This window comes from Bradyrhizobium sp. CB3481 (assembly GCF_029714305.1).
Classification (GTDB): domain Bacteria; phylum Pseudomonadota; class Alphaproteobacteria; order Rhizobiales; family Xanthobacteraceae; genus Bradyrhizobium.
Genome location: NZ_CP121647.1, coordinates 5,244,865 through 5,270,805, shown reverse-complemented (window position 1 = coordinate 5,270,805; position 25,941 = coordinate 5,244,865). Strand labels below are relative to the sequence as shown.

15 protein-coding genes and 6 pseudogenes are annotated in these 25,941 nt (G+C 57.7%); 16 read left to right on the top strand and 5 right to left on the bottom strand.

Annotated features, from left to right (window positions below):
* Nucleotides 1–274 precede the first annotated feature (274 nt).
* A complete protein-coding gene (locus tag QA643_RS25725) occupies nt 275–1,015 on the top strand; it encodes a hypothetical protein (protein WP_283028624.1) in 741 nt (246 codons plus the stop codon).
* 1,031 nt (nt 1,016–2,046) lie between these two features.
* A pseudogene (locus tag QA643_RS25720) lies at nt 2,047–2,187 on the top strand (IS21 family transposase); the annotation flags it as partial.
* 88 nt (nt 2,188–2,275) lie between these two features.
* Here QA643_RS25720 and istA read toward each other — a convergent pair.
* Nucleotides 2,276–3,033, bottom strand: a pseudogene (istA, locus tag QA643_RS25715) (IS21 family transposase); the annotation flags it as partial.
* A gap of 283 nt (nt 3,034–3,316) precedes the next feature.
* Between istA and QA643_RS38755 the strand changes: the two are divergent.
* Nucleotides 3,317–3,787, top strand: coding sequence for a hypothetical protein (locus QA643_RS38755; protein WP_349253227.1), 471 nt, complete (start codon nt 3,317–3,319; stop codon nt 3,785–3,787).
* Between the two features lie 1,502 nt (nt 3,788–5,289).
* Here the strand turns inward: QA643_RS38755 and QA643_RS25705 are convergent.
* A complete protein-coding gene (locus tag QA643_RS25705) occupies nt 5,290–6,171 on the bottom strand; it encodes a nitronate monooxygenase (RefSeq protein WP_283034930.1) in 882 nt (293 codons plus the stop codon).
* A gap of 1,690 nt (nt 6,172–7,861) precedes the next feature.
* Between QA643_RS25705 and QA643_RS25700 the strand changes: the two genes are divergently transcribed.
* Nucleotides 7,862–8,791, top strand: a complete 930-nt coding sequence (locus QA643_RS25700; protein ID WP_283028623.1) for a TauD/TfdA family dioxygenase — start codon at nt 7,862–7,864, stop codon at nt 8,789–8,791.
* 1,132 nt (nt 8,792–9,923) lie between these two features.
* Here QA643_RS25700 and QA643_RS25695 read toward each other — a convergent pair.
* A pseudogene (locus QA643_RS25695) lies at nt 9,924–10,281 on the bottom strand (transposase); the annotation flags it as partial.
* Between the two features lie 635 nt (nt 10,282–10,916).
* Between QA643_RS25695 and QA643_RS25690 the strand changes: the two are divergent.
* The 4 genes and pseudogenes from QA643_RS25690 to QA643_RS25675 all read left to right on the top strand — a co-directional run.
* Nucleotides 10,917–11,813, top strand: a complete 897-nt coding sequence (locus tag QA643_RS25690; protein ID WP_283028622.1) for a 3-keto-5-aminohexanoate cleavage protein — start codon at nt 10,917–10,919, stop codon at nt 11,811–11,813.
* 323 nt (nt 11,814–12,136) lie between these two features.
* Nucleotides 12,137–12,324, top strand: a pseudogene (locus QA643_RS25685) (transposase); the annotation flags it as partial.
* Between the two features lie 18 nt (nt 12,325–12,342).
* Nucleotides 12,343–12,519, top strand: coding sequence for a hypothetical protein (locus QA643_RS25680; protein ID WP_283035101.1), 177 nt, complete (start codon nt 12,343–12,345; stop codon nt 12,517–12,519).
* 214 nt (nt 12,520–12,733) lie between these two features.
* Nucleotides 12,734–13,471 (top strand): annotated as a pseudogene (locus QA643_RS25675) (IS256 family transposase); the annotation flags it as partial.
* Between the two features lie 806 nt (nt 13,472–14,277).
* On the opposite strand, the gene QA643_RS38750 reads toward QA643_RS25675, so the two are convergent.
* A complete protein-coding gene (locus QA643_RS38750; RefSeq protein ID WP_349253226.1) occupies nt 14,278–14,586 on the bottom strand; it encodes a hypothetical protein in 309 nt (102 codons plus the stop codon).
* A gap of 267 nt (nt 14,587–14,853) precedes the next feature.
* On the opposite strand from QA643_RS38750, the gene QA643_RS25665 reads away from it, so the two are divergent.
* The 8 genes from QA643_RS25665 to QA643_RS25630 all read left to right on the top strand — a co-directional run bounded on the left by QA643_RS25665 (nt 14,854) and on the right by QA643_RS25630 (nt 24,416).
* Nucleotides 14,854–15,793, top strand: a protein-coding gene (locus QA643_RS25665) for an IS630 family transposase (protein ID WP_283028607.1) whose coding sequence is annotated in 2 segments (ribosomal slippage) — nt 14,854–15,200 and nt 15,199–15,793 — 942 coding nt in all. Because the reading frame shifts where the segments join, the coding sequence is not laid out codon by codon here.
* 41 nt (nt 15,794–15,834) lie between these two features.
* Nucleotides 15,835–15,963 (top strand): hypothetical protein, encoded by a 129-nt coding sequence (locus QA643_RS38745; RefSeq protein ID WP_349253225.1) that lies wholly within the window; start codon nt 15,835–15,837, stop codon nt 15,961–15,963.
* A 1,210-nt stretch (nt 15,964–17,173) separates the two neighbouring features.
* Entirely contained in the window at nt 17,174–18,451 is a 1,278-nt protein-coding gene (locus tag QA643_RS25655) for an aminotransferase class I/II-fold pyridoxal phosphate-dependent enzyme (RefSeq protein WP_283028621.1), read from the top strand.
* Nucleotides 18,452–18,476: 25 nt separating this feature from the next.
* Nucleotides 18,477–18,992 carry a hypothetical protein gene (locus tag QA643_RS25650; protein WP_283028620.1) on the top strand — a complete coding sequence of 172 codons (516 nt, stop codon included), beginning with the start codon at nt 18,477–18,479 and terminating at the stop codon, nt 18,990–18,992.
* 79 nt (nt 18,993–19,071) lie between these two features.
* Nucleotides 19,072–19,860: an SDR family NAD(P)-dependent oxidoreductase gene (locus QA643_RS25645; RefSeq protein ID WP_283028619.1), complete on the top strand. Its 789-nt coding sequence runs from the start codon at nt 19,072–19,074 to the stop codon at nt 19,858–19,860.
* A gap of 17 nt (nt 19,861–19,877) precedes the next feature.
* A complete protein-coding gene (locus QA643_RS25640) occupies nt 19,878–20,063 on the top strand; it encodes a hypothetical protein (protein ID WP_283028618.1) in 186 nt (61 codons plus the stop codon).
* A gap of 540 nt (nt 20,064–20,603) precedes the next feature.
* Nucleotides 20,604–20,900 carry a CoA transferase gene (locus QA643_RS25635; RefSeq protein ID WP_283028617.1) on the top strand — a complete coding sequence of 99 codons (297 nt, stop codon included), beginning with the start codon at nt 20,604–20,606 and terminating at the stop codon, nt 20,898–20,900.
* 2,109 nt (nt 20,901–23,009) lie between these two features.
* On the top strand, nt 23,010–24,416 hold the full coding sequence (locus QA643_RS25630; protein ID WP_283028616.1) for an aspartate aminotransferase family protein: 1,407 nt from the start codon (nt 23,010–23,012) through the stop codon (nt 24,414–24,416).
* 1,103 nt (nt 24,417–25,519) lie between these two features.
* Here the strand turns inward: QA643_RS25630 and QA643_RS25625 are convergent.
* Nucleotides 25,520–25,853, bottom strand: a pseudogene (locus tag QA643_RS25625) (ATP-binding protein); the annotation flags it as partial.
* Nucleotides 25,854–25,941: the final 88 nt, after the last annotated feature.

The following is a 25,941-nucleotide window of genomic DNA, read 5'->3' as shown; positions in this document are numbered from 1 at the left end:
CCGCCGTGGCGGGCGGCGGCTTGTGCCGCAAAAAAGAGCGGAGTATTAGATTGATCAGGGAGAGATGCTCGATAACAGTAACCAGCTCGTCGAACTGGCCTGAAGACATCATTTGCGCCGAGCGGCGCAACCGCTCGGCACGTCTTCCTTTGTTGAATATTGATGCGTAATCCAAATTTGTGGATTGCAAAAACTCCCACCAGAGTAGGTAGTGTTTCGATCCAATACAGATGTTCTAGCATCAGCTTATTCGCGGTGTGAAGAGGTGACAGCAATGACAAGCCCGACCAATCCATTGCAGGTCTCCCGCTTTCTTCAAGTGTATGACGACGCGGCGTGTCAAAAAGGCATCAAGTTTTCGATAGGATTCGATTTTCGTGAGTATGTCTCGATGACGGAGGCCACTCCGACGAAAGGGCGAACATATCCAAATTTCCGGCCAGATCGCTCCCCAATTGAACTAGGCGAGGGATATTGGATCATAGGCGTCGACAAGAATGGCGAAGTCGCAGTCACAGACGCTGCTCGGTTGTATGACCTGTCCTGCAGCAACTTTGCAGAACATCTTCAATCGCTGAAGGCGTTTTACTGTAATCCGGCCATGCATGCGCATCCCGAGGATCGTTGTACTTGCACGGCACCAAGTGCGAAGAAGATCACCGGGAAAGTTGCGTACCACGGGGATCTTTGGATCCGCAGAGACCTTAGAGGACAGGGACTGGCCAAGATCACGGCCGGAATAGCACATGGTGTGTCCTTTGCCATGTGGGCCCCTGACTTCTTATGTTCGCTTGTGGGTCGCTTTTCGTTGGATAAGGGGCTCGTTGCCCAATACGAAATGCTACATCATGAGCCAGGCGGATCGATATTGCAGCTGGTGGAAGAGAATATTGTGGACGACGACTGGCTTATTTGGCTGACCGGGGAGGAGCTGAGAAGCCAAGTTGAACGCCACGACAGAAGCAATCTGATGCTAGCTGTGCCATCTTCGCGAGTGGGAGCGGGCGGACCTTAAGTTTGGTGCACAGTCGCATAGATTGTCCGCAAGTATTCGGCGCCGATTGACGATCAATAGGCCTTGCCGGGCTGGCAGGCCGCGTACTCGACAAGGGCAGAGTCTTTCCAAAAAAGTCCAAACGCCACACGGCACCGAGTTATTCATTCCAGCGAAGGTCAAGCCAGAGCATGGGGAGGTCCTTCATGCATTCAGCAAATGACGGAGAATCCATCCAGGCTTTAAGACTCGGAGGACCACCCTTGCGATCGGCGAGTTGCCTCAGGAAAACAGGCATTTCTGTGGACCGAGATAAGGCCAACCTGAGTACTGCGACGCTTACCTGCACTGACGATAGTAGCTCACGTATACTCGACAGCCGAATGGCAACGCGGAATGGGCAGCCATCTGTTCGACATTGACGCCCGCTTTTTCTGGATCTCAATTGTAATTTCGGACGTTGATCCCTGGTCGGTCGGGGAAGCCGTAACGCGCCAACTGCCGCTGAAGCCATAGCCTCGCGGTCCACGCCCCCTGCGATACCGACGCTCACAAGGAGCCCAGCCGCCGGAAGCGGGAAGATCGTTCCAGCGCGGCAGCTGCTTCGGAAATCCGACAGTCGAACTTGCCGAACTGGTTTGCGAGCGCATTCCCTAGGTTGATCGTGTGCGCTTCGTCAACAAGGGGACCGAGGCTGTGCTGTTTGCGACTCAGGCTACCCAGCCTTCACCGGACGATCGAAGATCGCTAAGCTCGAGGGCGCTTATGATGTTGCCTACGACTGGGCTGAGGTGAGCCGGAAATTGGGGTGATTTCCTCGCACCCAAATCGACAGTCTCTTATCGGGGAATGTCAGCGAGCGTGCTCGAAGAGGTGGTTGTGCTCGGCTTCAATGATCTCGAAGCTGTACGCCGGTTACTATCATTACATGCGAACAAGCTTGCCGCCGTCGTGTTGGACCCTCGATGCCAAGCCGAGCCTAATTGCACCGAACCCCGCGACGCAATGGTGCGCACGCACATCGGCAAGCGCCTGACTGCGCCGGCTTACAGCCGCGGCTGCCGCGCGTGCGTCGGATTGAGCCGTTCGTACCATATCTGCGCGAACGGCTCGCCGCATTCCCGGCCCTGACCGGCCGCCGCCTATCGCGAGAACTCAAGGAGCGCGGATATCAGGGTGGATGCACGGCGATCATCGTGAGCTTCGACCGCCGCGGACTAGTTTTGTGGTCCGTTTTGAGACGCCGCTCGACGACAGGCGCAGATCGACTTTGCCCAATTCGTCGTCGAACAATTGCCGGCGCGTCACGCCGAGCCGGCGGATCGGGCGCTCGTCATTGAACCTGTGTAACATCGCAGCCGATCACTGCATTGCGCTCGGCGAGGCTGTGGAAGACGCGGTGGCGCAAGCCACCGATCAGCCAACGCTCGATTACCACGCAGCGCCTGCTCGACCTTGGCCTTGCGCGGATGGCGCGGTCGCGCCGGCAGAATGGCCGTGCCGTAATGCGCCGCCATCTCGGCGTAGCTGCGGTTGATCTGCGAGTCGTAGAAGCACGCCTTGATCACGGCGGTCTTGGCATTATCGGTACGACCAGAGCCGGCACGCCGCTGATCGCCTCGAACGCGACGAGATGACCGCTGATCCACTCGGACAGCCCTTGCGTCCCGGTCGCCTGCGCGTAGGTGAAGACCGAGGCGCTCAGCACTGCGACAAAGATCTGCGCGTTACGAATCTCGCCGGTCAGGCGGTCGACCACCGGCACCCCGTCGCCCCCCATAGTTTACGAACAGCTTGTCGCCGGCTGCATGCGATTGGCGCATCGTTGTCGACAGACGACCTTATAAAGTTCACAAAAACGGCTATACGGATAGCCATGCGGCTCGCTGGCGATGTATTCCTCCCAGAGGATCGACAACATTACATTCTTCTTGAACTCGCGGTGAATGGCCGCCCAGTCCGGCTCCGCGCGCCGCCTCCGGCCTGGCTCCGGCGGCTGCAAACAGCCGCTCCTCCAGAACCGCATCCTCGACGCGGTCACTCGACAGCCGGCCGGACAGCTGGGAAATGTCACCCGATACGAGCTGAATGAGAAATTCTGCACCCTCCGTCCCGCTTCTATGACAGAGCTGTTGAGTCTCACCGAAGGCCGTGAACGCGTGTGCAACGAGGCATCAATAACGAGTGCGGCTGGCTGGTTGTTTTCTTCGGCCATGGACCCGACAAATACCGGGCGAGGATTTTTGCATGTCGTCTTTTGAATGGTCACTGCCACTCTTTCATATTTAGCACTCGGCGGTACGAGCTTCGCTCGGCTCGGGCATGTCACGAGCGCAGCGCCTCAGCCAATCCGCATCTTCGCGAGAGATCAACGTCGATATTATCGGGGCCCTGGCGATCAGAATCCAAACTGGTGATTGCGCAGCAAAGCTCGACCGATCGATCAGCCTTTGCGCCGATGCATTACGACACACACTTCGTGCTGCCAATCTCCCGATCGGTCCGAATATCGATTTCGATCTCGCGCGACACTTCGATGATAGCGTCCGGATGAAAGCCATTCTTGATCAGCGCGTATTTGAACGCTTGAGCGCGGTTAACAAATATGCCGCCAAAAATGCCATTCTGTTCGCGGGCAACCCAGTTGCCGCAACGATTCCTGCCGAGAAAGACGGTCGACGATGTGGTGCTACACGAAGGAGATCTAACCTTCATAATCACGATTCTTCCATGACTTTCGGAGAGTATGCTCCCTCAGCCAACCCTTCTCAAATCCATGCTGCAGCTGCTTGAAAGGCGTTAGCCTGACAAGTGCGACTTACCGTGCCAGAATTCCAGTCGATCGAATATGGCAAGCAAAGGGCATGCCGATCTCAAAAAGCAGCATAGGGCCGCATCTTGAACTTGACGTCATCGTCAGCGATCCCATTGCTACGTTGGCACTTTCTTCTCACCCCAATATCCGGCGTGCAATCGCGGCATCTAGGAATGCTGCCGGGAGGCGTGAATTGTTTACCCCCACGTGCCATGTATGTATAACCCCGACATCGATGCAATGCATAGAATATGCAGCTCTCGTTTAGGTGCTAGCCTCCAGTTTCTAGTTGTCACGGCCGGCATTTCTTGCACGGTCCACTATTAAATGAATGTAGCGGTTTGGTCGCCAGCCTGTGGTCCGTCAGCGATGATGAAGAATACAGTAAATGGGAAGAAGGCACTCCTACCAACTCTGGAGGAAATCGCAAGATCGCTCTCAATTTACGTATTTGCTCGGGGATTCTCGATTTGACTCTCTGTCGGCCGTTGCATGGTACAACGGACGGATGATGCCATATCTTTCATGCTGAAAGGTCTGTCACCTCGGACTAAGTAATCGCATTGCCCAGCTCAGCCATGGGCTAAGCTGCTGACATTTGGCTAGGAAACCGCAGCTGACGTCCTCTCCAGGCATTGAGCACGGCAGCTCACGAACGAATGGCTGCGACATTCTCGCGAAAGCGACCGATACAACCACCGAAGCCCCCAGAGAGGAAGGTCTTCCGGGAAATGGGTTTGCTTAGTTCCACAACTCCGAGCAGATCAAATGTGAACCTCGCTGGCCATGGCAGCGTCTCTGGATAGGAGCCTCGAGCAAAAGATCCCACGCCGGAGACTCTCTATAAAAGCAAGCGCGCAACGCCGCGCTCCATGGGACCAATACGCGATATCTCTTTTTTCCACTTGAACTAGCTCGGCCTGGCCGCAGATAGTAATCATCGCAGCGCAGTTCCCGAGGATCCTGACTCCGCCCCCGAGGTGGTCGCACCGAGGGAGATGAGGTAAGTGTGACGGAGCCATAGCTCGGAGTTAGCCCAGCTGGAAGCGCGCCAGAAGCCTATTCACTTCGAAACTCGGACAATCGAAGAGTCTGCTTGCGCATGGCGGACTTGCCTTCCTCGAACCGGCGAGCTCGTGGCAGATTCGGGATCGGAGTTGGTAGGCCTTGAACCGCTATGATGGCGACCTGGGTCTCGAGGGGATAGAATGCCGAGCTTTCAGCGGTCTATCCCGGTGCCCCGCGGCTCGCGAAGTCGTTTCTTCAGCTCGACCACGCTGCTGAGCTGCCAACCTGAGTTCATCGCCATCATGGCAGTATCGGATTGCAACCACGAGTCGACGTTCCACCAGGCCGAGCAGGATGCGCTCGAAAAGGCTGGCATGCTTGCGCGAATTACCGCCGATGGGAGCTATCTGCACTTAGCGCAGAGTCGGCCCAGAGCAGGGTCTGTCAAACAAAATCGTTTCTTACACGGCGATTATTTGAAGACCGATTCGTATTCTCGGGCGAGTTCATTCACCAACTCGGCGGCACCCGTGATCGAGCATACGCCTGAAACGGAGTGACCAGCACTCCAAATTTGCGTCCAGCGCCGCGGCCCTTCGGGATTCTTGCCTCCAAATTTTTGCTTGGCGCGTGCCACGGACACGGCTTCGTCGAGTTTTGATGGATCAAAACCGGCGGCTACGATAGAGGGGCGTAGCATGTTGGCATCGAGTCCAGAGAAAGCCTTGGTCATAACTACGTCGTCAAGCGTGCTATCGACCAACATTTGACGATAGGCATTGCTTGCCATGCTCTCCCTCGTGGCAATGAAACGGGTACCCATGCAGGCGAGGTCGCACCCGAGCAAACGTGCCGCCGCGAGTGAAACGCCATCGGTGATACCTCCCGCAAGTACGATTGGACCATCGAACATGGCGCGAACCGCGCGAACAAAAGCAAACGGATTGGCCCAGCCGGTATGGCCTCCAGCCCCCGCAGTAAGAAGAATCAAGCCATCCGCACCGGCGTCTATGGCCTTTTCCGCATGGCGCAATGAAGCAATATCGGCGAACACGAGACAACCAATTTCGTGCAGCGGTTCGATCGCCGCGGCCGGCGATCCTACGCTGGTGATCACAATCTCGACTTTGTGGCGAACGAGACAGGCAAGATCATCTTTGAACCGCTCCTGCCGGACGATGAGGTTTGGGCAGTGCGGTGCGGCCGGCCGGTCCAGCCGAGCGAGATCATGCTTAATACGAATTAGCCAACGGTCAAGCTCCTCAACCGATCGGGCGTTGGTTGTAGGAAACGAGCCGATGGCCCCCGACCGGCAGACAGTAGTCACAAGACCTATGCCGGAGACATGGGACATAGGTGCGACGATCAGAGGTATGGTCAGGCGAGATGCGATAGCAGTTGGCAACCTGCTTTTGCGTATCAATACGTCCACAATTATCTGTCCTTACAGGATGGCTCCCGCCTTTCCGGCAAAATGCCACAGGCGTCGTGCCGGTCTTCCGACTTCAATGCGCGATGGGATCTGCGGCAAAGCATCATTAGCACCGGGGTAGGCCGAGAGAGTAGGCCGTTGGCGGGTTCGCCCCACATAGGTTTGAAAACTAGATGGCGATAGCCGTCGGGTCTATCTTGCGTCTCCTTGACCAAGCAGAGATCGCGGTTGGAGCAGGCCTGAGAGCGCGGCATTTATGCAGACGACGAGGCAGCGCGTGGATTGAGATGGTTGGCGAGAAGAGAGTGTAGATGTTGCATCCCGACCACCTGATTGACCTTTGACCAGTCTCCGACGTTCACAGCCAATGAGTGACATGCTTCGGTGGTTTAGATCAATTGCTAATGTTTGGCAGTTGACCGGAGCGCAACTGTTCTCCTGTCAACGGCAAAAAGGCAGGACAGAAAACGTCCCGCAATATCTGAACAAGATCGCGGGCTCGGGACTTATCTAGTCCCGGCAGCGATAAGCCGGCCGGCAACACGCTTATGTGAGGCGGGCCGTCAGGCCTCACCGAAATCGCGTTGAGTGCCATGGTCCGAGGACAACTTAAAGGCAAATAAAGGCAGCTACGTATTAAAGAAGCCGCCTGCCCATCGCGGCTCGGCCTGGGCGAGCGCTCCATCTTCAAGTTAAGTTATACCACAGCACAGGCGTTAATCGTGCTCGGCATCTCATTGTCCGAAAGCACGCTGCCGCGATTGATGGAGAAAGTTCGAGCGGCTTGGCTGCATGCGCGACTCAACCATGAGATCGATACCATCGATGTCAGTCAAATTGGCAGAGATGTCGAGAAGCACCTACAATTGATGGCCTAACACCTAGGCGGGATGCGCGAATGGCTTGAGCGTTCTCGGACGATGCTTGAAATATTAGGCCTTTATTGGAGGGCAGGCGCCGCGGAGTCTTCCGAATCCGCTTCCGTTGAACTGCTGCGAGATTTCGGACGGTGTTGTGGACGCAGTAGTCATAGTGTTCCGGATATGAGCACGTTGCCAGAGTCATAACCAGCCCATTGAAGCCAGGACCTGATAGGGATGCGTAGATTATGAGCGTTGCGCGCTCCTATGCAGAAAGCCCAGCCCTCTGCATTGTGCTCGACCTGTACTTGTCGTGTACCCGACGTCGACCTGCACTTGTCGTGTACCTCACAACGTACCCGACAATACAGTATGATGCGTTAAAGCGCGAGTCCGCGCTATCATTGGCCTTATGAGCCATTTTCCTGTAAACGGCTGGCTCAAGGCGCGGTCTTCCGAGTGGCATGGCCCTTGCTGAGATAGTCCAGCGACGCGAGGTCTACCAATGAACGCCAGCTACCATTCACCCGCACCTAGGCGCTTAACACTCACTTCGACCGAACGAGACAGTATTCGCGATCGTGAGAAGCTCACCGAATCAGGAAATGGTGCTAATCAACCACGGGCGCTTGGTCGATCTCCATCGCACCAACGCGCCGATCACCGCCGATTTCCCATGAAATCCAGCTCTTACTTACATCGCGGCTGAATGGCTTGTCTGGGAAAGCAATCTAAAACCTGGAGAATGTAACATGAGTGAAGCGGCCTTTATTGATGATAACATCGTTCCGCGTATCGAAGTCGTCAAACGCGCGGCTCGCATCGGCGCTGAAATCAGGAATATCAAGCTGTCGGGTGACTTGCCGGACCAGACAATCGCTGTGATCAACGGCTTGTTACTTGAGCACAAAGTCATCTTCCTCCGCGACCAGGGTCACCTCGACGACACCGAGCAGGAGCGCTTTGCCCGTCGTCTGGGAAAACTCGTGCCGCCGCCGCTAGGTGCTGCAGAGGGAACGATGTCGATCCTCGAAATTGATTCCACACGCGGAGGTGTCCGGGCTGATAATTGGCACATTGATGTGTCCTGCGTGGAAGCGTATCCCAAGATTTTGGTACTGCGGGGCGTTGTGATCCCACTACTCGGCGGCGACACGGTGTGGTCAAACACCGCGGCTGCTTATCTCGACCTGCCGCCGCCGCTGCAACGGCTCGCCGACGAGCTCTGGGCGGTTCACAGCAGCGCGTTCGACTTCGCTGTAACTGTCCGGCCCAGCGAAGCCGATAAGAAGCTTTATGACAAATTCCTCACCAGAACAAGATTCGAGACTGACCATCCCGTAGTACGGGTCCACCCCGAGACCGGTGAGCGCACGCTGGTGCTCGGCTCTTATGTGACACGTTTTGTTGATATCCCAAAATACGACGGCCAACGATTGCTCGATCTATTCCAGTCCCATATCATCGCGCCCGAAAACACTGTGCGCTGGAATTGGAAGCAGGGCGACGTCGCTATCTGGGACAATCGCGCCACGATGCATTATGCGGCCAGGGATTACGGCGATCATCGTCGGATCGTTCGTCGCGCTGCCATCGATGGTGAGGTACCCGTCAGCGTGGACGGTCGGCGCAGTGTAGTGCGTAGCAAAATCACAGAGCAGCCGCCAGCGAATGTGGTCTAGGAATTCACGAGCTTACGAAGGTTCGAACAATGGACTCTGCTCTTAACCTCGTTGGCTGTTGCAGCATCTGCAGGTCAGAGAGGCCAGCACGGCCGAGCATAGAGCTTCGTCTTGCGGCCACTCTCGTGCATCGAGCTATAGCTTGGCCTCTTCGAACTCACCCGACCATCTGGGACGCGGCCGATGCCCGACAGCTTCCCCACACCTCGGCGCCTCAGCGAGACCCAGGAGCCGCTCCAAGCGCGGATGCCGTCGAGGGGCAGCGCCAAACCCACGGCCTACTCCTGCAAGACCTCAGGCGCCAGCAGTGCACGAGGGACGGAACGACCTTTCGCGCCTGGCTCGCCTGGACGAAGAGCTCATTCAGATCGCCGTGCAGGAAAGCGGGTTGGACGAGTACCAGCCCGGCAATCGCGCAGCGCGTTCCAGCCGTTCTAAGGCACTGTCGCAGGCGAGGCCGTCGGACCTGTGGGTGGAAAGCGTGGATCTCGCAGTCGCTCCGCATGACGGGTCCTCATCTCAGAACGCAACCTGCAGAGCGCCGGCCGGGCCGGTATTTTACTCGAAACTCGGGTCATCTAAGGCTGCCCAGCAGCGTCTTCCATGCCCCCTGTTGCCAAGGCGCGACGCGGGTTGTGCTTGAGTCAAAGAAGCGCAACTGACCATGCAGGAGCGCGTTCGATTGGGCGTCATCCGGAGCCCGGCGAGATCTTTGGCATTACGACTGGCACGAACAACCTCCGCCTGATTCCGATAAAGCACGCTTGAAAGGCGCTTGCCCAATTCTGAGGAGAGCCATTGAGATTGTCCAGTTCATCCCGGCGTCGTGAGCGACAGACAGCAAAGGTGGCGTCTATCAATAACATCAGCGTAAAACTCGATAGCGGCTGCAATCATTACGGGCACTGAGCTTCGCGCCATGTCTGAAGAAGCTCTCTGACGCAAAAGTGCGTCGGATTCATGCGTTGTCCACTGGTAAGCTCCCAGTCCGCGCCTGCGGCGCAGCACACACAAACGGCTATTAGGTCATCAACGCAACAAGCAGCGACGACGAGATCTTAGGTTTTGCGTTCTGCGGAGAACTGTAAGCGTTTTCAACCCACCGCTTTGAGGGATTGAGTGCGGTAGGCCCAGGTAGCAGCTGGTCGACGCCGCGATTTGGACGTCCCTGACGATTCTCGTAAGGACGTGGGTGAGATAGGCAATCGGGTCGACGTCGTTGCGCTGCAGGTCTCAAGGACGCGACGACAGCTCAGTGCTCGCCACCGCCGTCGGATCCGGCAAACAGCGCGTTCTTCCGCTTGATCTTGATGCCACGGATTGATCGTCCGACGTGTTGTTGTCGAGTTCGATGCGGCCGTCATCGATGAAGCGCGTCAGCCCTGCCAGCGCGACGGGGCGTAGCGCATGGCTTCGGCGAGCTTGATGTTTTGGCTGATCAGAGTCTGCTTGGCGCACAGCCAGGTCTCGAAAGCATCGGCGAGCGGCCGCACGTTTCTGCTGCCGCACGAGGCGGCGCTCCGAATTGCAATGCATAGCTCCACAAAACGACCGGCCAGCCTGCTAGCAATTTTTGCCGATCGCCGCGCGCTCGGACACAGCAGCACGGCTTCGACAGCTTCGAGCGCGTGCATCACCGCACCACCGGCGGAAAAACACATGATGTCCGGCCGATGCACTGATGTAGAGGGCCTCGCCCCTGAGGTCCTACGACGCGTCACAATCACTTACTTGCTCGGCCTCGGCGCGAGAGGGCGACAGGGATCACGTTAGCCTACATTTCGTTCTGCCAGCTGTGTTAGGTAGCCAGCGCCGATGTCAGGAATGCGACGATCCGCCGCTCCTTGCAAGATCAGGGTGCTTGCCACACGTGTTTTCTCTGGTCAGGCAAGCAGCGCACGAAATTCCGCGAACGGCACGTCGATTGCTTGGATGATGAGCGCGGCTGTGACGGAGTTCGCAGCGGCGCCGTCGCCACGAGTGCCCGATGAGACCCGCGGCTAACGTTATTATGTGGTAAGGCTACTTACGTTCCGTATCTAAAACGGGTGAACATCACGAGGTGAAGCTTATCCTGAGTGTGCTCTGGCTTGGTGATGGTCCTTTCAGTAAAGGAGAAGTGAGAATGATCTCTGAGGTGTTTGTCACCTGTGCGGTCACAGGGTCCGGGAGCTCGGTGGAACACAGCCCGCATGTGCCGGTGACCCCGGAGCAGATCGCGGATTCGGCCATTGAGGCCGCGCGCGCAGGGGCGGCAGTGGTTCACATCCACGTGCGTGATCCCGAAACCCGGCGGGGCGCGCGGGATCCGGCGCTGTATCGGGCAGTGGTGCAGAGGATTCGGAAGTCGAATGTGAATCCGGTGATCAACCTGACCACCGGCATGGGCGGCGACCTCGTGCTAGGTGAAGCGCACTCTCCTCTGCCGCCGAACCCAGTGGGGACGGACATGGCGGGCGCGCTTGAGCGGCTCGTCCATGTGGAAGAGTTGCGCCCCGAGATTTGCACTCTGGATTGCGGGACAATGAACTGGGGCGCCCGCGGCCAGTACATCATGGTCAACACCGCCGGGACGCTGCGCGCGATGGCCGCACGCGTCAAGGAGCTAGGTGTGCGTCCTGAGCTTGAGGTGTTCGATACCGGTCACATGGTGCTGGTGCGCGATTTAATCGAGGAGGAGTTGATCGAGGATCCGGTGTTGATCCAGCTGTGCATGGGGATTCGCTACGGCGCACCGGATGATCCGATCACGCTGATGACGCTGGTGCACCAGCTTCCGCCGCGGGCCGTCTACTCTGTTTTTTCAATTGGGCGGATGCAGCTTCCGTATGCGGCGCTGGCCCCGTTGGTCGGCGCGAACGTACGGGTAGGCTTGGAGGACAATCTCTACCTCTCTCGCGGGCGGCTCGCGACCAACGCCGAGCTCGTGCAGAGGTCGGTAGAGATTCTCGAGCGGATGGGCGTGCGGGTAATGAGCCCAGATGAGGTGCGCCAGAAACTCGCGTTGAAAATCCAGGGCTAAAAGCGTGAAAATTTATGCCTGAGCGGGCGCAGTGGTCGGGGTGCGGGTGGGACCCGTGATCAGCGGCGGGTAGGCGGGTGATTTCGCCTCAACGGAGTGGGGCTGTATATAGTCGCTTGGTGCGGCCGAGCGCGTGCGGAAGATGCTGGCTAGCGCGCACCGCGAGTGACGATGGTCATGCTGCTGGTGATGAGCGCTGGCGGTGTTGGAGGGGGGCCTGGATGCGGTGAAATGCCGGTAATCCAGGAGCCCGGCGTTGCCCGAGCGCTTGGAACCTACCGATAACCCTTCTACCAGCAGGATGTGATTTGCGCTCGCGATCGTTGATGGCGCAACGGACGGGAAATGTCGGCTTCGAGTTGCAGCGGCTCGCCGACTACGTGCTGGATAAGATCAAACAGGGTGAGCGGATCTTCGCCGATGAGAGGACCTTTGATTCGGCAAGATGCAAACGGCGTGGCTATGGGCTTACGCGGGGGGACGACAGCCGTTTGGCAGCAACGGTTCGCCGAAAAAAGGGAATGATGTTATGAACCTGACCGGAGACGGAATGCCGTCCGATCTAGGAATCGCCCGTCGCATTGTCTTGATCCAGGAGATGGAATGGCGCGAGATGGATACGCTGCCGATGAGCGAACCATCAAATATCTGTTATCTCACGGGTTACGAGGCGAAGTCTTTCCATGTCTTTCGGTCGCGGCCTTGATAAACCTCATCTCGCTAGTTCGATTCATGCACGCGGTTTCGGTACGGGAATGACGCGTCTCTCGGCTGCTTTAGGGCTGTTAGGTTGAGACGGGCTCCTTTTGATATGGGGCGGAGGGTGTCAGAAGAATGTGTAGGCAGGTTTGTGTGAGTTTTACCTTACCAAGGATTCACATGACGCCGACACGACGATTACACCTGAACTGCTGGATCAACTGCTTGCTAAGTATGAGAAGCCTGAACACCTGACAAGAGAGGACTGATTTTTGAAACAGCTGAAGAAGGCCCTGATTGAGCGGGCGCTTGGTGCGGAGCTGAGCAATCATCTCAGGTACGAGAACACCCGGCCGGCCGCGGCAGCGGCAATAGCCGCAACGGGACGAGCGCGGAGACGATCCTGACCGAGGACGCGAGATCGAGATCGCGGTGCCACGCGACCGGGCCGGCAGCTTTGAGCCGTTCTTGATCGCCAAGGGCCAGACCCGTTTCGACGGCTTCGACGACAAAATCCTGAGCCTCTACGCGCGCGGCATGACGGTACGCGAGATCCAGGGGCATTTATCGGAACTTTATGGGGCCGAAGTCTCGCCGGATTTGATCAGCCGGGTGACTGACGCAGTTCTCGATGAGGTCCGCGAATGGCAAAGCCGTCCGCTCGACCCGGTCTATCCGGTGGTGTTTTTCGACGCGCTACGGGTCAAGATTCGCGATGAAGGCATGGTCAAGAACAAGGCGGTCTATGTCGCGCTGGCGCTCAATCCTGACGGCGAGAAGGAGGTTCTCGGCCTGTGGATCGAGCAAACCGAAGGCGCCAAATTCTGGCTCAAGGTCATCAACGATTTGAAGACGCGTGGCGTCAACGATATCCTGATCGCGGTGGTCGATGGGCTAAAGGGCTTTCCCGAGGCGATCGCCTCGTCTATCCGCAGACTGTGGTGCAGACCGGCATCGTGGGTTGTTGAAGAAGCCCGTATTTTCGATTGACTCGCTTCCTTCCAAATTCCGGACGCGCCGCTGGCGGGCATCAGGTTGGGGCGATCCTTGAATCCGATCGTTAAGGTGGGAAGCGAACACGAGCAGGATGGTTAAGCCGGCTGCGGCCAACCTCTTCAGATTGACAGTAGCGGCAGTCAGGAAAGCCTGGATACGCATGTTGTCTCTGCCACGGCGTAGGGTGCGACCGAGACCGTGCCAAGTCTTGGCTTCGCCATGTACGCCCTCGACTCGCCAACGATGATGCCGATAGAGATGGTGTTCATGCTCCTCCATCTGAGCGTCTTGCGCCGTACTCTCAGTAACGACGGGTGGTCCATGTTGAACATGACCACACGCGCATGGCGGCAGGGGCTCACGCAATGCGGTCGCAGGGAACAGGCCCAACAATCTTTGCGGCTCGCATGGAAGTGTTGCAAAGAGCCCCGTTGCACCCTTTTCCTTGGGCCGCAGGATCTTGCCAGTTGGACAGCGCACCAGGTTGTGCTTGGCATCGAGCATAAAGCGCCGCGTCGGTATGACCTTGCCAGGTTGCCGGTAGGCCTTGGCCGGTACAACGGCATCGATCTGGCGGTCCTCCAATGCCCGGAAAACCTTAGCATAGGCGTAGCCTGCATCCATGGTCGCCCGTCTGACCGCGAGATCGCGCAGGACGGAATCGACGATGGTTGTTGCGGCCGCGTGATGCCACCGAGTTCATAATTGCGACCCCACGGATCAAAAGAGCCAAATTATGGTCCTCATCGGTCGGTCAGCAAAAGATGAATCAGCTCGTGGCTGTTCGTCGCCAAATAAATGTGCTGTGAGAGGGCAGGGAAGACGGTGCATGACAGAAGCCAGTGGAGAACGAATATGTTGCTGTGTGGATAAGAAAGCTATTGCCGTAGATCAGGGGAATGGAGAGATCGCGCTTCCGGTCGGGCGAGTTCGACGTACCCCTCAACAAATCGAAGTCATCGTCGAGCGTCGCGATGTGTGGCTCAATTCCAGCAACGCGTTCCTCAGCGATAATACGGCCGCAGACATGCTGCATTGCCGCCATTGCAGCTCGCATCGAGTGGTTGGCCCAGATCACTGTGAAGATTCCGTCACAGGGTACGTTGAGACCTGGTGTTCGATAGTATTTCGTTGAAATGATTACGACGGGCCGTCAGTTCTGCAAGGAACTCGCGAACGAGAGGATCTCGTCGGCGGTGATCTTACGCGGGTGAATGAGGATCGCGTCAGCTCCCGTACCGGCATAAGCGCTAAAAGCGGGATGGGGTTAGTCTGAATCGATTTGGGATTCCCAAATCAGTGTGTTTCTGATTCACCATGCTGACTGGATTGGAGGCCAGCATGGATGGGCAAGCCGTACTCTCTGGATCTTCGCAAGCGCGTGGTGGCGGCCATTGAGAGCGGGATGTCCCGCAATCAGGCCGCCAAGCAGTTTGGGGTGGCGATCAGCACAGCCATCGGTTGGATGAAGCGGGTCGATGAGACCGGCAGCGTTGAGCCTGGCCAGATCGGCGGCTACAAGCCGAAGGCAATTTCGGGCGAGCACGCGGTCTGGCTGTCACAACGGATCAAGGACGGCGATTTCACTATACGGGGGCTCGTTGCCGAGCTGGCCGGTCGTGGCCTGAAGGTCGACTACCACTCGGTGTGGGACTTCGTGCATGCCGCGAAGCTCAGCTTCAAAAAAAAGCGTGGCGGCTGGCGAACGCGATCGTCCCGAGGTGGCGCGGCGGCGAGCCCAGTGGGCAAAGTATCAAGGTCGCGTCGAAGCTGAGCGGCTGGTCTTCATCGACGAGACCTGGACCAGGACCGATATGGCCCCCTTGCGGGGATGGGCGCCGCGCGGACACCGACTTCACGCCAAAGTTCCTCACGGCCGCTGGAAGACCATGACCTTCCTGGCGGCCCTGCGCCATGACCGGATCGATGCGCCATGGTTCATCGAGGGGCCGATCGATGGCGTGAGCTTCCGCACCTATATCGAGAAGGTTCTCCTGCCGACCCTTCAGCCCGGCGACATCGTCGTCCTGGATAACCTCGGCAGCCACAGGAGCAAGGCGGTTCGCCAGCTCATCCGTTCGGTCGGCGCCAAACTCTTCTTCCTGCCAAAATACTCGCCCGACCTGAACCCGATCGAGCAGGTCTTTGCCAAGCTAAAGCACTTGGTTCGTAAAGCTGCCGCGCGAACCGTCGAGGCCGTCTGTACCGCAGTCGGCCACGCACTCGACGCCTTCACTTCAGAAGAATGTGCCAACTACCTCAAAAATTCAGGCTATCGAACCTAATGCCATCACGCTCTAGCACGTAGGAGTGCTTCGTCCATTCCATGGCCGGCGATCAGCGGTTCGATCCGCGCCACGAGGGCCACGTCGTCTGCGACGGTATCTTTCACGGTGCGCGGCCGGCCGGAGAACTCGTCGATATCGGCGAGGGGATGCAGCTCGCCAACGAATGAGCTAACTTTGGAAAACAGCTGTCCTCAAGCGCGACACCGGCAGCTCCACGAAGAGCTTGCGTTCCAGGAGGCGCTCTGTTGAAATCCCCGAAACCGCTGTCACCAGTCAAGAAGTAAAGGCGGTACCGTCGAGTCCGCGACCCGCTCAACTACAGCGACGAGCTGGCTCCGTGAAGCCTCCTTGGATATCAGTAGCCGAAAGAGAGGGCAATCGACACGCCGGTTGCTGCTCGAGCAGACCTGGGCGCGGAGCACTTCTGCGGGCGAGGAGCCAGCACGTGGATCAGCGCGGTTGGCGAGAACAGAGTGAGGTTGATGTTGCATGCCGAATTCTTGCAAGTGACGTGTGACCCGCCACCCGGTTGTCAGCCTATCGTTGCCATGAGATGTCATCTTGATCAATCACTAGCGTTGGTAGTTTGACCACAGCAAGTTTTGTGCATCGCCATAGAATGGAGACAGCAGTAACGGCTACGCGGCATTGCCGTCGCGATCCATCATCGGCCAGCGTGGACGGCGCAAGCCAGGTCGTCCGTCCACACGGAGAAGAACGCGTAAATCGTGGATGTTGTACATACCGTCATCGCCACGTGCCGCTCATGGTCGGCAAGCCGACAGGCAATATCGAATGGACATCAGACCGGCGGTTATAGCGTCCGGTTCAAGCTCGGGGAAGTGTGCCGCTACGCCTCCGCTGCTTGATCGGTCTTCGGTTCACCTATCTTGCGTGCGGCTGGATCGGAAAGGTTGAGGAAATTTGAAGCGCGTTTGCCGCAAGCGCGCAAGTGTTTAGAGCACATGAAGAGCGCGGAAAGATTGCTTATTCGTGTGGTGTCCCTCGCAGGCTCCTCCGTGAACATTGTGATCGCATCTCCTGAGCATCGCACCGACCTGTGCGCCGCATCTATAAAGGGCTGCGCCGGCCAGGCCAAGCGTTGATCGGGCATCTCATTCATCGCTAATCGTCACAGCGAAGCGGCTCCAACATTAGCGCATCTTACCTCATTCTGTTGCGCTCTAGCTATCGGATTTGGTAGCTGCCCAACCGGCGTCCCCAGTTGTTAAGTATGTTTGAACAAGGGGACGATCGAGCGGCCCGTAGGATTTGTATGGCACCTTCGGTGCGGCCCGGTATCGCCAAGGCGCCTGTCATGTCCCGCTCAGCTGAACGCTCGGATACGCGTGCTCGGAAGATGGAACGGAGAATGAAATGCGACAGCGGAATCCGCTCTCCGATGGTGGCCGGCCCGCCGGACATTTTCGGAACACCGCCTACATGGTCAACAAGAGCCGCCCATATTTCGATGCAGCCCACGCGGCTGGTCTCATGGCCGTCCAGGGACGTTCCACGACCGGACGCAAGTTTTCGTTGGGAGACGGCCCGCTTGACAACCGACCGGAGATAATTGATTTCGTGCGATGCTCCTACTTGGGCCTCGACAATCATCCGGTGATTGTCGCTGGCGCGATCGACGCGATTGAGGCGCATCAGTCATTACACTGGTCATGCGCACGAACGCGCCTCAATTTCGATCTTCTGGCAGAGCTTGAAGCGACCCTGTCGGAGATGTTCTGCGCACGTGTAATCGCCTTTTCCACCGTCATGCTCGCCAATCTAGGCGCGATGCCTCTGCTTGCTTCTGGCCAATTGACGGGTGGAAGGAAGCCGGTTGTCGTATTCGATCGCCTTTCTCACATATCGCTAGCCTATCACAAGCCGGTAATCGCTGATGAAACGCGGGTGGAAACGATTCCGCACAACGATATCGAGGCTCTTGAACGCTTGTGCCGCGAACACCCGGTGGTCGCCTACGTATGCGACGGTGTTTACTCGATGGGAGGGAATTCACCTGTCAAGGAACTGCGCCAGCTCCAGGAACGCCATGGGCTCTTTCTCTATATCGACGATGCTCACGGCATATCGCTGTTCGGACGCCAAGGTGAGGGATTTGCTCGCTCTCAGTTTCCGCAAGTCCTGGGTGATCGCACGATCATAGTAGCTTCACTGGCCAAGGGATTCGGGGCATCGGGAGGCATGTTGATGCTCGGAACAGCCGAACAGGAGGCTCTGTTTCGACGGTACTCCATTCCATATGCGTTCTCGGTGGCTCCCAATCTGGCGGCGGTGGGCGCGGCACTTGGCTCGTGCAAGATTCACCGATCGGCAGAACTCGGCGAGCGGCAGCAGCGATTGGCGCAACGGATCAAGATCTTTGATCGTCGTGTCGCGACCGCGGAGCAGGGCAATCCATTTCCTATCAGAATGATCGCGATCGGATCCGAAACCAACGCGATTGCAATCGCCAAAGAGCTTCTAGAGTCCGGCTTCTATACTTCCGTTACGTTTTTTCCGACTGTCGCGCAAGGAAGGGCAGGGATTCGGATGTGCATTACGGCGGATCATGAAGACCACGATATAGAGCGGCTGTGCGGCTGCATCTTGGAAAAGATCGACGAAACAACCGGCAAGCCCTACCCTCTGAGGTGATAGGATGATTCAGTAGAGGGAGTTCATGCAGCTGCCCGGTGCGACCAAGTTGCTGTCGTCTCATCCGGACAAGAAGGATGAAAGCTCGTCAATATTTGATCCATTCTTCGACTTTGAAGGCATCTCCGGATCGATGAAACCAACGTCCTTGGCGCGTCCGTACGCAAGCATGAATGCACATAGAGAGCGCGCCTATGGTCGACTGAGACACGTCATTTTCGGTCAGTGCGCCCTGAGAAAACATCCCGCGTCTGGGACATTGGCGCAAGACCTCGAGATTAATATCACGCCGGTTCGCGATGTGCTTTCGTCGATCGTTTCAGCGAAGGTGCTACGCGCAAATCAGGAGAGCTTGTACCGCTCCGGCCAGCAGGACTCGCCGACATGCTCAAGCTTCGTCCTGCGCTGGAACGTTTGGCATTGTCGATCGCAAACTCACTGGTCCGGCTGCCGCGGAGTCAACGTCCTCCACGCAAATGTTTGCACGCCAGGCGCGAAAACCCGGTCCTGTTTGCAGCATGATGCAACACAACTACGATAGCTCCTCCTGAGCCGTACCCTCCTGTTCGTCCCGGTGCTGTGGATCGGCTTTCCGTGCCATTTACGATAGGTTCACGATCATGCTGCAATCACGAAAAGTCAGTCATCAAGGCGATGGGCGCGTTGCTCTCGTGACCGGAGGAGCACGCGGGATTGGGCTCGAGATCGTCCGCCGGTTCTTGGCCGATGGGCATCAGGTCGCTTTTCTGGCGACAAGGGCAGAACATGTGGAGCGGGCGCTTAATATTCTCGACCGTCCAGAAGAGCGTCTGTACGCTGAGAGGATCGACGTAACGCGCCACAACGAGGTGGAGGGATTTCTTGAGCGCATCCGGGCACGTTGGGGCGAGATAGCGGTTTTGGTGAACAATGCAGGCATCTCCCCCAAGCGCGTGGACCAGGATGCACCTTGGCTTTCGCAGACATCCCTCGATGAGTGGACGCGGGTCATCGATGTCAATCTCAACGGTCCCTTCAGTCTCATACGGCTCTTGGCGCCAGCAATGATCGCGGAAGCCTATGGACGTATCATCAATATCGGGTCACTCGCGGGCCGTGCCATGCCAATAATCGCAGGGCCGCACTATGCCGCGTCGAAGGCGGGACTCGTCGGATTAACCCGCGCTGCTGCGCGGGATCTCGCTCCACACGGTATTACAGTCAACTGTATCGCTCCTGGGCGGGTGCTCAGCGATCTGACTGGACCACCCGAGGCCGCGGTCAACCGCTCCGCTCTCAGCAGGATTCCGGTCGGCCGTTTTGGAACTGCTCAAGAAGTGGCGCACGTCGCAAGCTTTCTGGCCTCGCCGATGGCGGGCTTTATCACAGGTGCAACCATCGATATCACGGGCGGCGAGTTCGCCGCCTAAGCGGATGCATATCGCTTTTGACCGCCGACGGCACAATGCTGGACTCGCTCGGGCTCGCGGAATGCTCGATTTTCAAGCCGCGCGGATCCGTTATAAAGTCGCGCGTGAACATGGAGGAGATGGATGCGGATACGTTAACCGCCGGCATCCTCTCGCTGTTCGGTGTTCATGCCTACTTATTATGCCACGGGGTAGTCGCCTAGCGAATTCGGCGGCGTGGGGTGGGGACGCTTGCGTGCGGTCTGGTTTCCGCAAGGAAATGGATGAAGTTGCCGATCTGTCCGCATACTCTACCAAGAAAAAAGTTGCAGGGCTCAGCCGAACAGCATGGGCGTATCGCTCGTCTCCCTGGTCGTCATCGGTGGTGGACGTCGGATCAAGGCTCAATGCGATCACACTGCCGCCACCTTCCGACAATCACAGCCACCGGGACCGTGGTCAGGTAAGAAACTTCGCGGTTGCGATGTCGACAGGCTAGAGTCGCGTGGCAGGTGACATTCCGAAGCATCAGCCTGGTTGCAAAAAGGAGCCCTCCATGGGAGTGTTATCGCATCTCCGGGTCCTCGAGATTGGTAGCTCGGCGGCGACTATTGCGCGCGGTTTATTTGCCGATTTTCGGCGCCGATGTTCAGAAGGTCGAGCCGCCAGAAGGCGATCCACTCCGCCGTAGCGCACCACTTACACCCAGGGCCATAACGCGTGGTTTGCGTTCCTGAACTTCAATAAGTCTAGCATCATTATGGATGCCATCCACCCTGACGCGACTCACGCGCCTGACAGCACTGATCGAGCATTGCGACATTCTGGTCGATGGCCGCGATGTTGATTCCGCAGGTTGCCCGTCCATTGATATCGTCGCGATCCAGCGGCGGCGCCCTGGGTTGGTCTACCTCGAAGCAAACTGGTTTGGCCGCGCGGGGCCTTATGCCGGACCCGCCGCACCCGATTCGACAGTGCGCGAGCTCGCCGGTCTTATCAAGCTGGTTGGACCGGCCGAGGGCCCGCCATTGCACGCACCGGATTCCAGACGGGTATCCTAGCCGGTCTGTGGGGCTTCACTGCCGCGGGTTCCTCGGCGATTGCGGACATGCACGGCGCCGGGACCAGACGGTCGTGATCGCTCAGTGATTTTGAAGCGAGCTCGCTCTCAGCGAATATCAGATGCTCGAGGCGTTCGAGCGCGGCCACGTTATGCGCCGGATCGGCATTAAACCGCTTCTGGCCGAACGTTCCGGCCGGCATCTACGAAATCAAAAAGGGCTTGCTCGGCGTCACGACAATCCCTCCGGCACAATGGCACGTCTTCTGCGACATGCTTGATCTGACCGTTGCGTGACGATCCGGCGCTCGTCCTCGGTGCCGATCGCCTGCAACACATGGATCCGATCGAAACGAGAGTTCATGCTGAAGCTGAAGACGCAGACAGCGCAGGAGTGGTTTGCGTAATGGCTGAAGGGCAAGATCCCCGATCGTCCCGGTACCCGAAATTTCCGATCTGCTGCAGGACGCGCAGAAGAGGAATGCGGCGCGATCGTACCCGTCCTCCTTGGCGAAGAAGAGGGCCTGACGGCGGGCTCGATGCAGCGGCTGACATTGATGCCGCCGCGCCGGGACGGCAAGGTTCCGGCTCCCGGCGAGCAGCCGACTTTCGCGAATACGCGAAGACGTCTGATCTCGTCAGGGCCGTATCGACTCTGGCGCGGATCGAATGCATGATGCCGTTTGTGGCGCTATGGATTACCCTCCATTCGATCGGCGGTATGCCGCCGACACGATACGGCAATCGACATACGCAGTCGTGCCGCATGGCTGCTTCCGGTGTGCGGGTGAGGACAATTAGATCGTGGTAACCGCGACGGACGCCGACATGTGGCAGAGGCTTGCTATCCCCATTGGGCGGCCAGACTGAGCCATGGACGCATCGCTGAAATCTGCGGAAGCTCGCCGCGGCATCGAGGATGTGACCGAAAGAGATTGTCCGAGTTGCAGGATGCAAGGATTGCGGCCGGCGTAGCACGCCTGCCATTGACCTGCTCAAGGATCGACATCTCAGAGCGCGCGCCTATCAGCAGGAAATCGAACGCGCCTTCATAGGCTTGCATCCGCAGTCTTCGATGCCGATTCGCGAAGATAGATCGCCCTATGCGATCCGCACATCGGCGCCGACGCTTGGACAAGGTAACAGAGAGACTTATCAGCGCTTCTATGGCTATCGGATGCCGAGATCGCGCAATTGGAGAGCGATGGCATCATCGGTACGGCAATGCTCTCTGAAGAGAAGCTCGCAAGAGCAAAAAAGGTGTCCTCTGACTGAAAATCCGAGCTGTGGCCCCAATTGATGACCACTCAGGCTGGCAGATCGGCCGCCTGCTGATCAGAATGCGTCAGACTCGGTCCAGTGTTCCGCCAGAGAGTACGGCGCAGCACCCTCCACTGGGACGGAGTTAACCGTCGTGAACAAAGGCTGATCATCGACGTCCTTGCATCGACATCTCGCTGACCGCTTGCTGACAATAAACCGCGGTGCGCACTTGGCGTGACGAGTGAAATCCTGCTTGGGGCCGAGCTCGCGACCGGCAAGAGAACGCTATTATTGTGTGTCTGAATTCGCCGACCGGGTAGCTGCCTACGATCGAGTTGGCGTCTTACTTTTGTCTGGCGCAACTTTGATACCTGGCGACACCGTTTCCTCAAATAATCAAAGGCACTATTCCTCACCAGAGTAGGTAGTGTCTCGATCCCTTGTTCACATATACCATAGTTGGCAACTCGCCGCGCAAGCTATGATGCAGCTCATCTGAGGGTCACGGGCATGGTCCGCCACACGCAGCTCCGGCATAATGACACTCCTAGCAATCCCGAACTCCGAAGCTCCTATTGCGGCGCACGCGCGCGAGGACGCATGTCGGCGGCCTCGCTGATGCAGGTGAATTCCGGCGGTTCGGCACGAGGGGAGCTCATCCTGTTCACCGCTTAATTTCAAGAGCAGGCAAGCCCTGCGGTGCTCAGATCAGCGGGACCTCACGCTCCGGAGACGCCGGCGCTCCGGAGACAACCCGTAAAATGGCAAAGTCCCGACAGAGGGGGCCCGGCAGGAAGTAGTGCTCGGCCACACTCAGCAAAACGGCAGATAAATCGATGAGGACACCGTGAACCAGGAGCTTGCAGGTTTGAATGTGACGGGAATCGAGCGTGTTGGGCAGAGATCTAAGGATAGCTTTGCCCGCGCACGGCTGGTCTTTCCTGACGGCACGTCCCGAGTAACCGTCGAGCGGGATCCGGAGCCGCTCTATATCGACCGCGGAGAGGGCAGCTATCTGTTCGATGTCGATGGCCGCCGGTATCTCGACCTCAATTGCAACTTCACGACGTTGATCCATGGGCATGCCTTCGCGCCCGTCGTGGAGGCGCTGACACATCAGCTTCAGCGCGGCAGCTGTTTCGCAAATCCCACTGAGGGCGAGATCGAACTCGCGGAACTGCTGTGCGGCCGCATTCCGCAGGTTGATCGCGTTCGCTTCGTCAATACGGGAACAGAGGCCGTGCTGTTTGCTATCAAGGCTGCGCGGGCCTTCACCGGGCGTTCGAAAATCGCCAAGCTCGAAGGCGCCTATCATGGCGCCTACGACTGGGGCGAGGTGAGCCTGGCGGCGACGCCGGAAAATTGGGGTGATCCCACCGCACCCAAGCCTACGGCCTTCTATCGCGGGACACCCGCAAGCGTGCTCGATGAAGTGGTTGTGCTCCGCTTCAACGACGTTGAGGGCGTTCGCCGATTGTTGTCACTGCATGCGCACGAGCTTGCCGCCATCCTTTTGGATCCGATGCCAAGCCGCGGTGGTCTAATAGCCCCGAAGCCTGAATTCATCGGCGCAATTCAGGAAACTGCCCGCAACAACGGCATTGTCGTGATTGCCGATGAAGTCCTGAATCTCAGGCAGGATTTCCGGGGTAGTTCCGCCCGCTATGGCCTTGTTCCGGACCTCATCACGATGGGAAAAATCATCGGCGGCGGTTTGCCGATTGGAGCAATCGGCGGTCGCGAGGACGTGATGAAAGTATTCGACGCATCAGCGGGCAGGCCACTAGTTCCGCAAGGCGGCACATTTTCCGCCAATCCGCTATCCATGACAGCCGGTCTTGCCGCCATGCGGCATCTAGATCATGCGGCTTTCGCACATCTGGAGCTGCTTGGAAATGTTGTCCGGGAGGGGATTGGCGGGGCCATCTCGAACCGAGGCGCGCCGTTGTGCGTTACCGGAGCGGCCTCGCTTTTTCGTATCCATCCAGTGGCACAAATTCCGAATGATTACCGTGAGGCCCATCCCGCGCCTGCCGCAGCAACTGTGATGAAGGAGCTCACGCGTTTTTTTGTGGAGAACGACATTATCTTACCGCATGGCGCTGCCGCTTCCATCTCGACACCGATGACGCACGCCGACGCTGAGTTCATTGTGGACGTGTTCGCAGGCTTTCTCGATAGCCATCAATACATGCTAGATGCGATAACTGGCACGGTCCTTGCTGTCTCGCAGCAAGGCAACAAAACGAGCTGAACATGAATGGCACGACAGGACCTTGGGCTTGCAGAGAACAAGCACCCCGCCAAGGAATGGCAGACCAGGACGAAGAAATTCGCCATTCGTCGATCCACGGCCGGTGTTCAGACATACCGCAGCATGCGAGAACCGCGGCTAGAGATCGCGGGCGCTATTGGTGAGTAATTACGGCGAAAGGTCAATAGGTCTTGCCACCTGAGTACTGGGCAACGCCTGAACCTGGATAGCTCGGGCACAAAGTATCCGTTGCACATGGGGACTGCTTAGGGGTGAACGGGGCGCGGGAAAATGGCCCTCCTGTGTAGCAAACTTAAGCCAAAACACAGGATCAGGTTGACTTTTGCTGGCCTATGATGGGAACAAGCCACAGACAGTTACGAAACGGGCGGATGCAAAAGCTTGGTTTCCAATGCTCCAGATTCGGTCCGGCGTTTATTTGAAGGGTCGATTGTTATGGCGTAAGCGGACAAAATACGCCGGTGCATATGCCCCGGCAGCACTCAAAACAACTCACGACCGCGCACCAGACCGCCTCAACTTTCGGACAGCAAGCTCGGGCATTCGTCGCATCAACGCTCGGTCGAGATCTCACATCTAAAACGCTGGATGCTGATGGCTAGGGTACTTTACAATCTGGAAATCTGGCGCCGTCCTGATGGTTCGTCACGAGGGGCAATTATATTGGAGTAGCTGGCAATCTTGGGCACACCCACTCTCGGCGCGATAAGAGCAGAATAGACGACGCGCTTAGAAACAGCGAAAACTTCTTTCTGTCGCCGTTTGACGGCATCAACATCGACGATGAGGCAGTCAACTTTGTTGTCATTGCCGAGATCCGCAAGCAGGTCACCTACGCGCGATATCATGCATTCTACTTGCTAGTGTCCCGAGTCACAAGTTCGCAATCGTAGATTCGCAATGGATTCGCGTCGTTGTGCCAGAGATGGCGGCTGAAAACAGCGGCGGAGGATCTGATGTCGGCCCAGCGACTTGCGCCCCTGGCCAAAGGCCAGCCATGGCAGATCGAGCTCTCAAACGAACAAATCAGTCAGCTTCGCAATCGGGTACGACGCACCAAGCGTTCGAAGAAGGAGGCATCATGAAGTCATCGGCTCGGCGAACACGGTGCCCCATTCAGCAACACTGCGGTTCGAGGTGATCAACATGGCGCCAGTTTCATAACGCCGGCTGACCAGTTGGAAGAACTAATGTGCCGCGTCAGGTTCCAGCGGCAGGTAAACCGAGCTCGTCGACGATCAACAGCTTTGGCTTCGAGAGCGCGAGCAGTTTCTCGTCCAGACGCCGTTCGCCATGCGCCTTGGCAAGGCCCGCGACCAGCGTCGTCGCAGTGGTGAACTGCACCGTGTACCCGGCCAGGATTGCCTCTCGCCCCAGCGCGATCGACAAGTGCGTCTTGCCGACGCCGGGCGGACCAGCGTCATAATGCCGGGTGTCTGGGATCTGATGTGGAGATCCTTTACCCGTTCCATCCGCGATGCGGAGCGTCAGTCGTGGTTGTCGC

Excerpts from the sequence above, each read along its gene's own strand:
- QA643_RS25650 (WP_283028620.1), top strand. The coding sequence starts at position 18,477 with ATGCAGCTGCCCGGTGCGACCAAGTTGCTGTCGTCTCATCCGGACAAG.
- QA643_RS25705 (WP_283034930.1), bottom strand. The coding sequence starts at position 6,171 with ATGTCCCATGTCTCCGGCATAGGTCTTGTGACTACTGTCTGCCGGTCG.
- QA643_RS25645 (WP_283028619.1), top strand. The coding sequence starts at position 19,072 with ATGCTGCAATCACGAAAAGTCAGTCATCAAGGCGATGGGCGCGTTGCT.
- QA643_RS25690 (WP_283028622.1), top strand. The coding sequence starts at position 10,917 with ATGATCTCTGAGGTGTTTGTCACCTGTGCGGTCACAGGGTCCGGGAGC.
- QA643_RS25635 (WP_283028617.1), top strand. The coding sequence starts at position 20,604 with ATGCCATCCACCCTGACGCGACTCACGCGCCTGACAGCACTGATCGAG.
- QA643_RS25700 (WP_283028623.1), top strand. The coding sequence starts at position 7,862 with ATGAGTGAAGCGGCCTTTATTGATGATAACATCGTTCCGCGTATCGAA.
- QA643_RS25655 (WP_283028621.1), top strand. The coding sequence starts at position 17,174 with ATGCGACAGCGGAATCCGCTCTCCGATGGTGGCCGGCCCGCCGGACAT.
- QA643_RS25680 (WP_283035101.1), top strand. The coding sequence starts at position 12,343 with ATGAACCTGACCGGAGACGGAATGCCGTCCGATCTAGGAATCGCCCGT.
- QA643_RS38755 (WP_349253227.1), top strand. The coding sequence starts at position 3,317 with ATGTCACGAGCGCAGCGCCTCAGCCAATCCGCATCTTCGCGAGAGATC.
- QA643_RS38745 (WP_349253225.1), top strand. The coding sequence starts at position 15,835 with ATGGCCGGCGATCAGCGGTTCGATCCGCGCCACGAGGGCCACGTCGTC.
- QA643_RS25725 (WP_283028624.1), top strand. The coding sequence starts at position 275 with ATGACAAGCCCGACCAATCCATTGCAGGTCTCCCGCTTTCTTCAAGTG.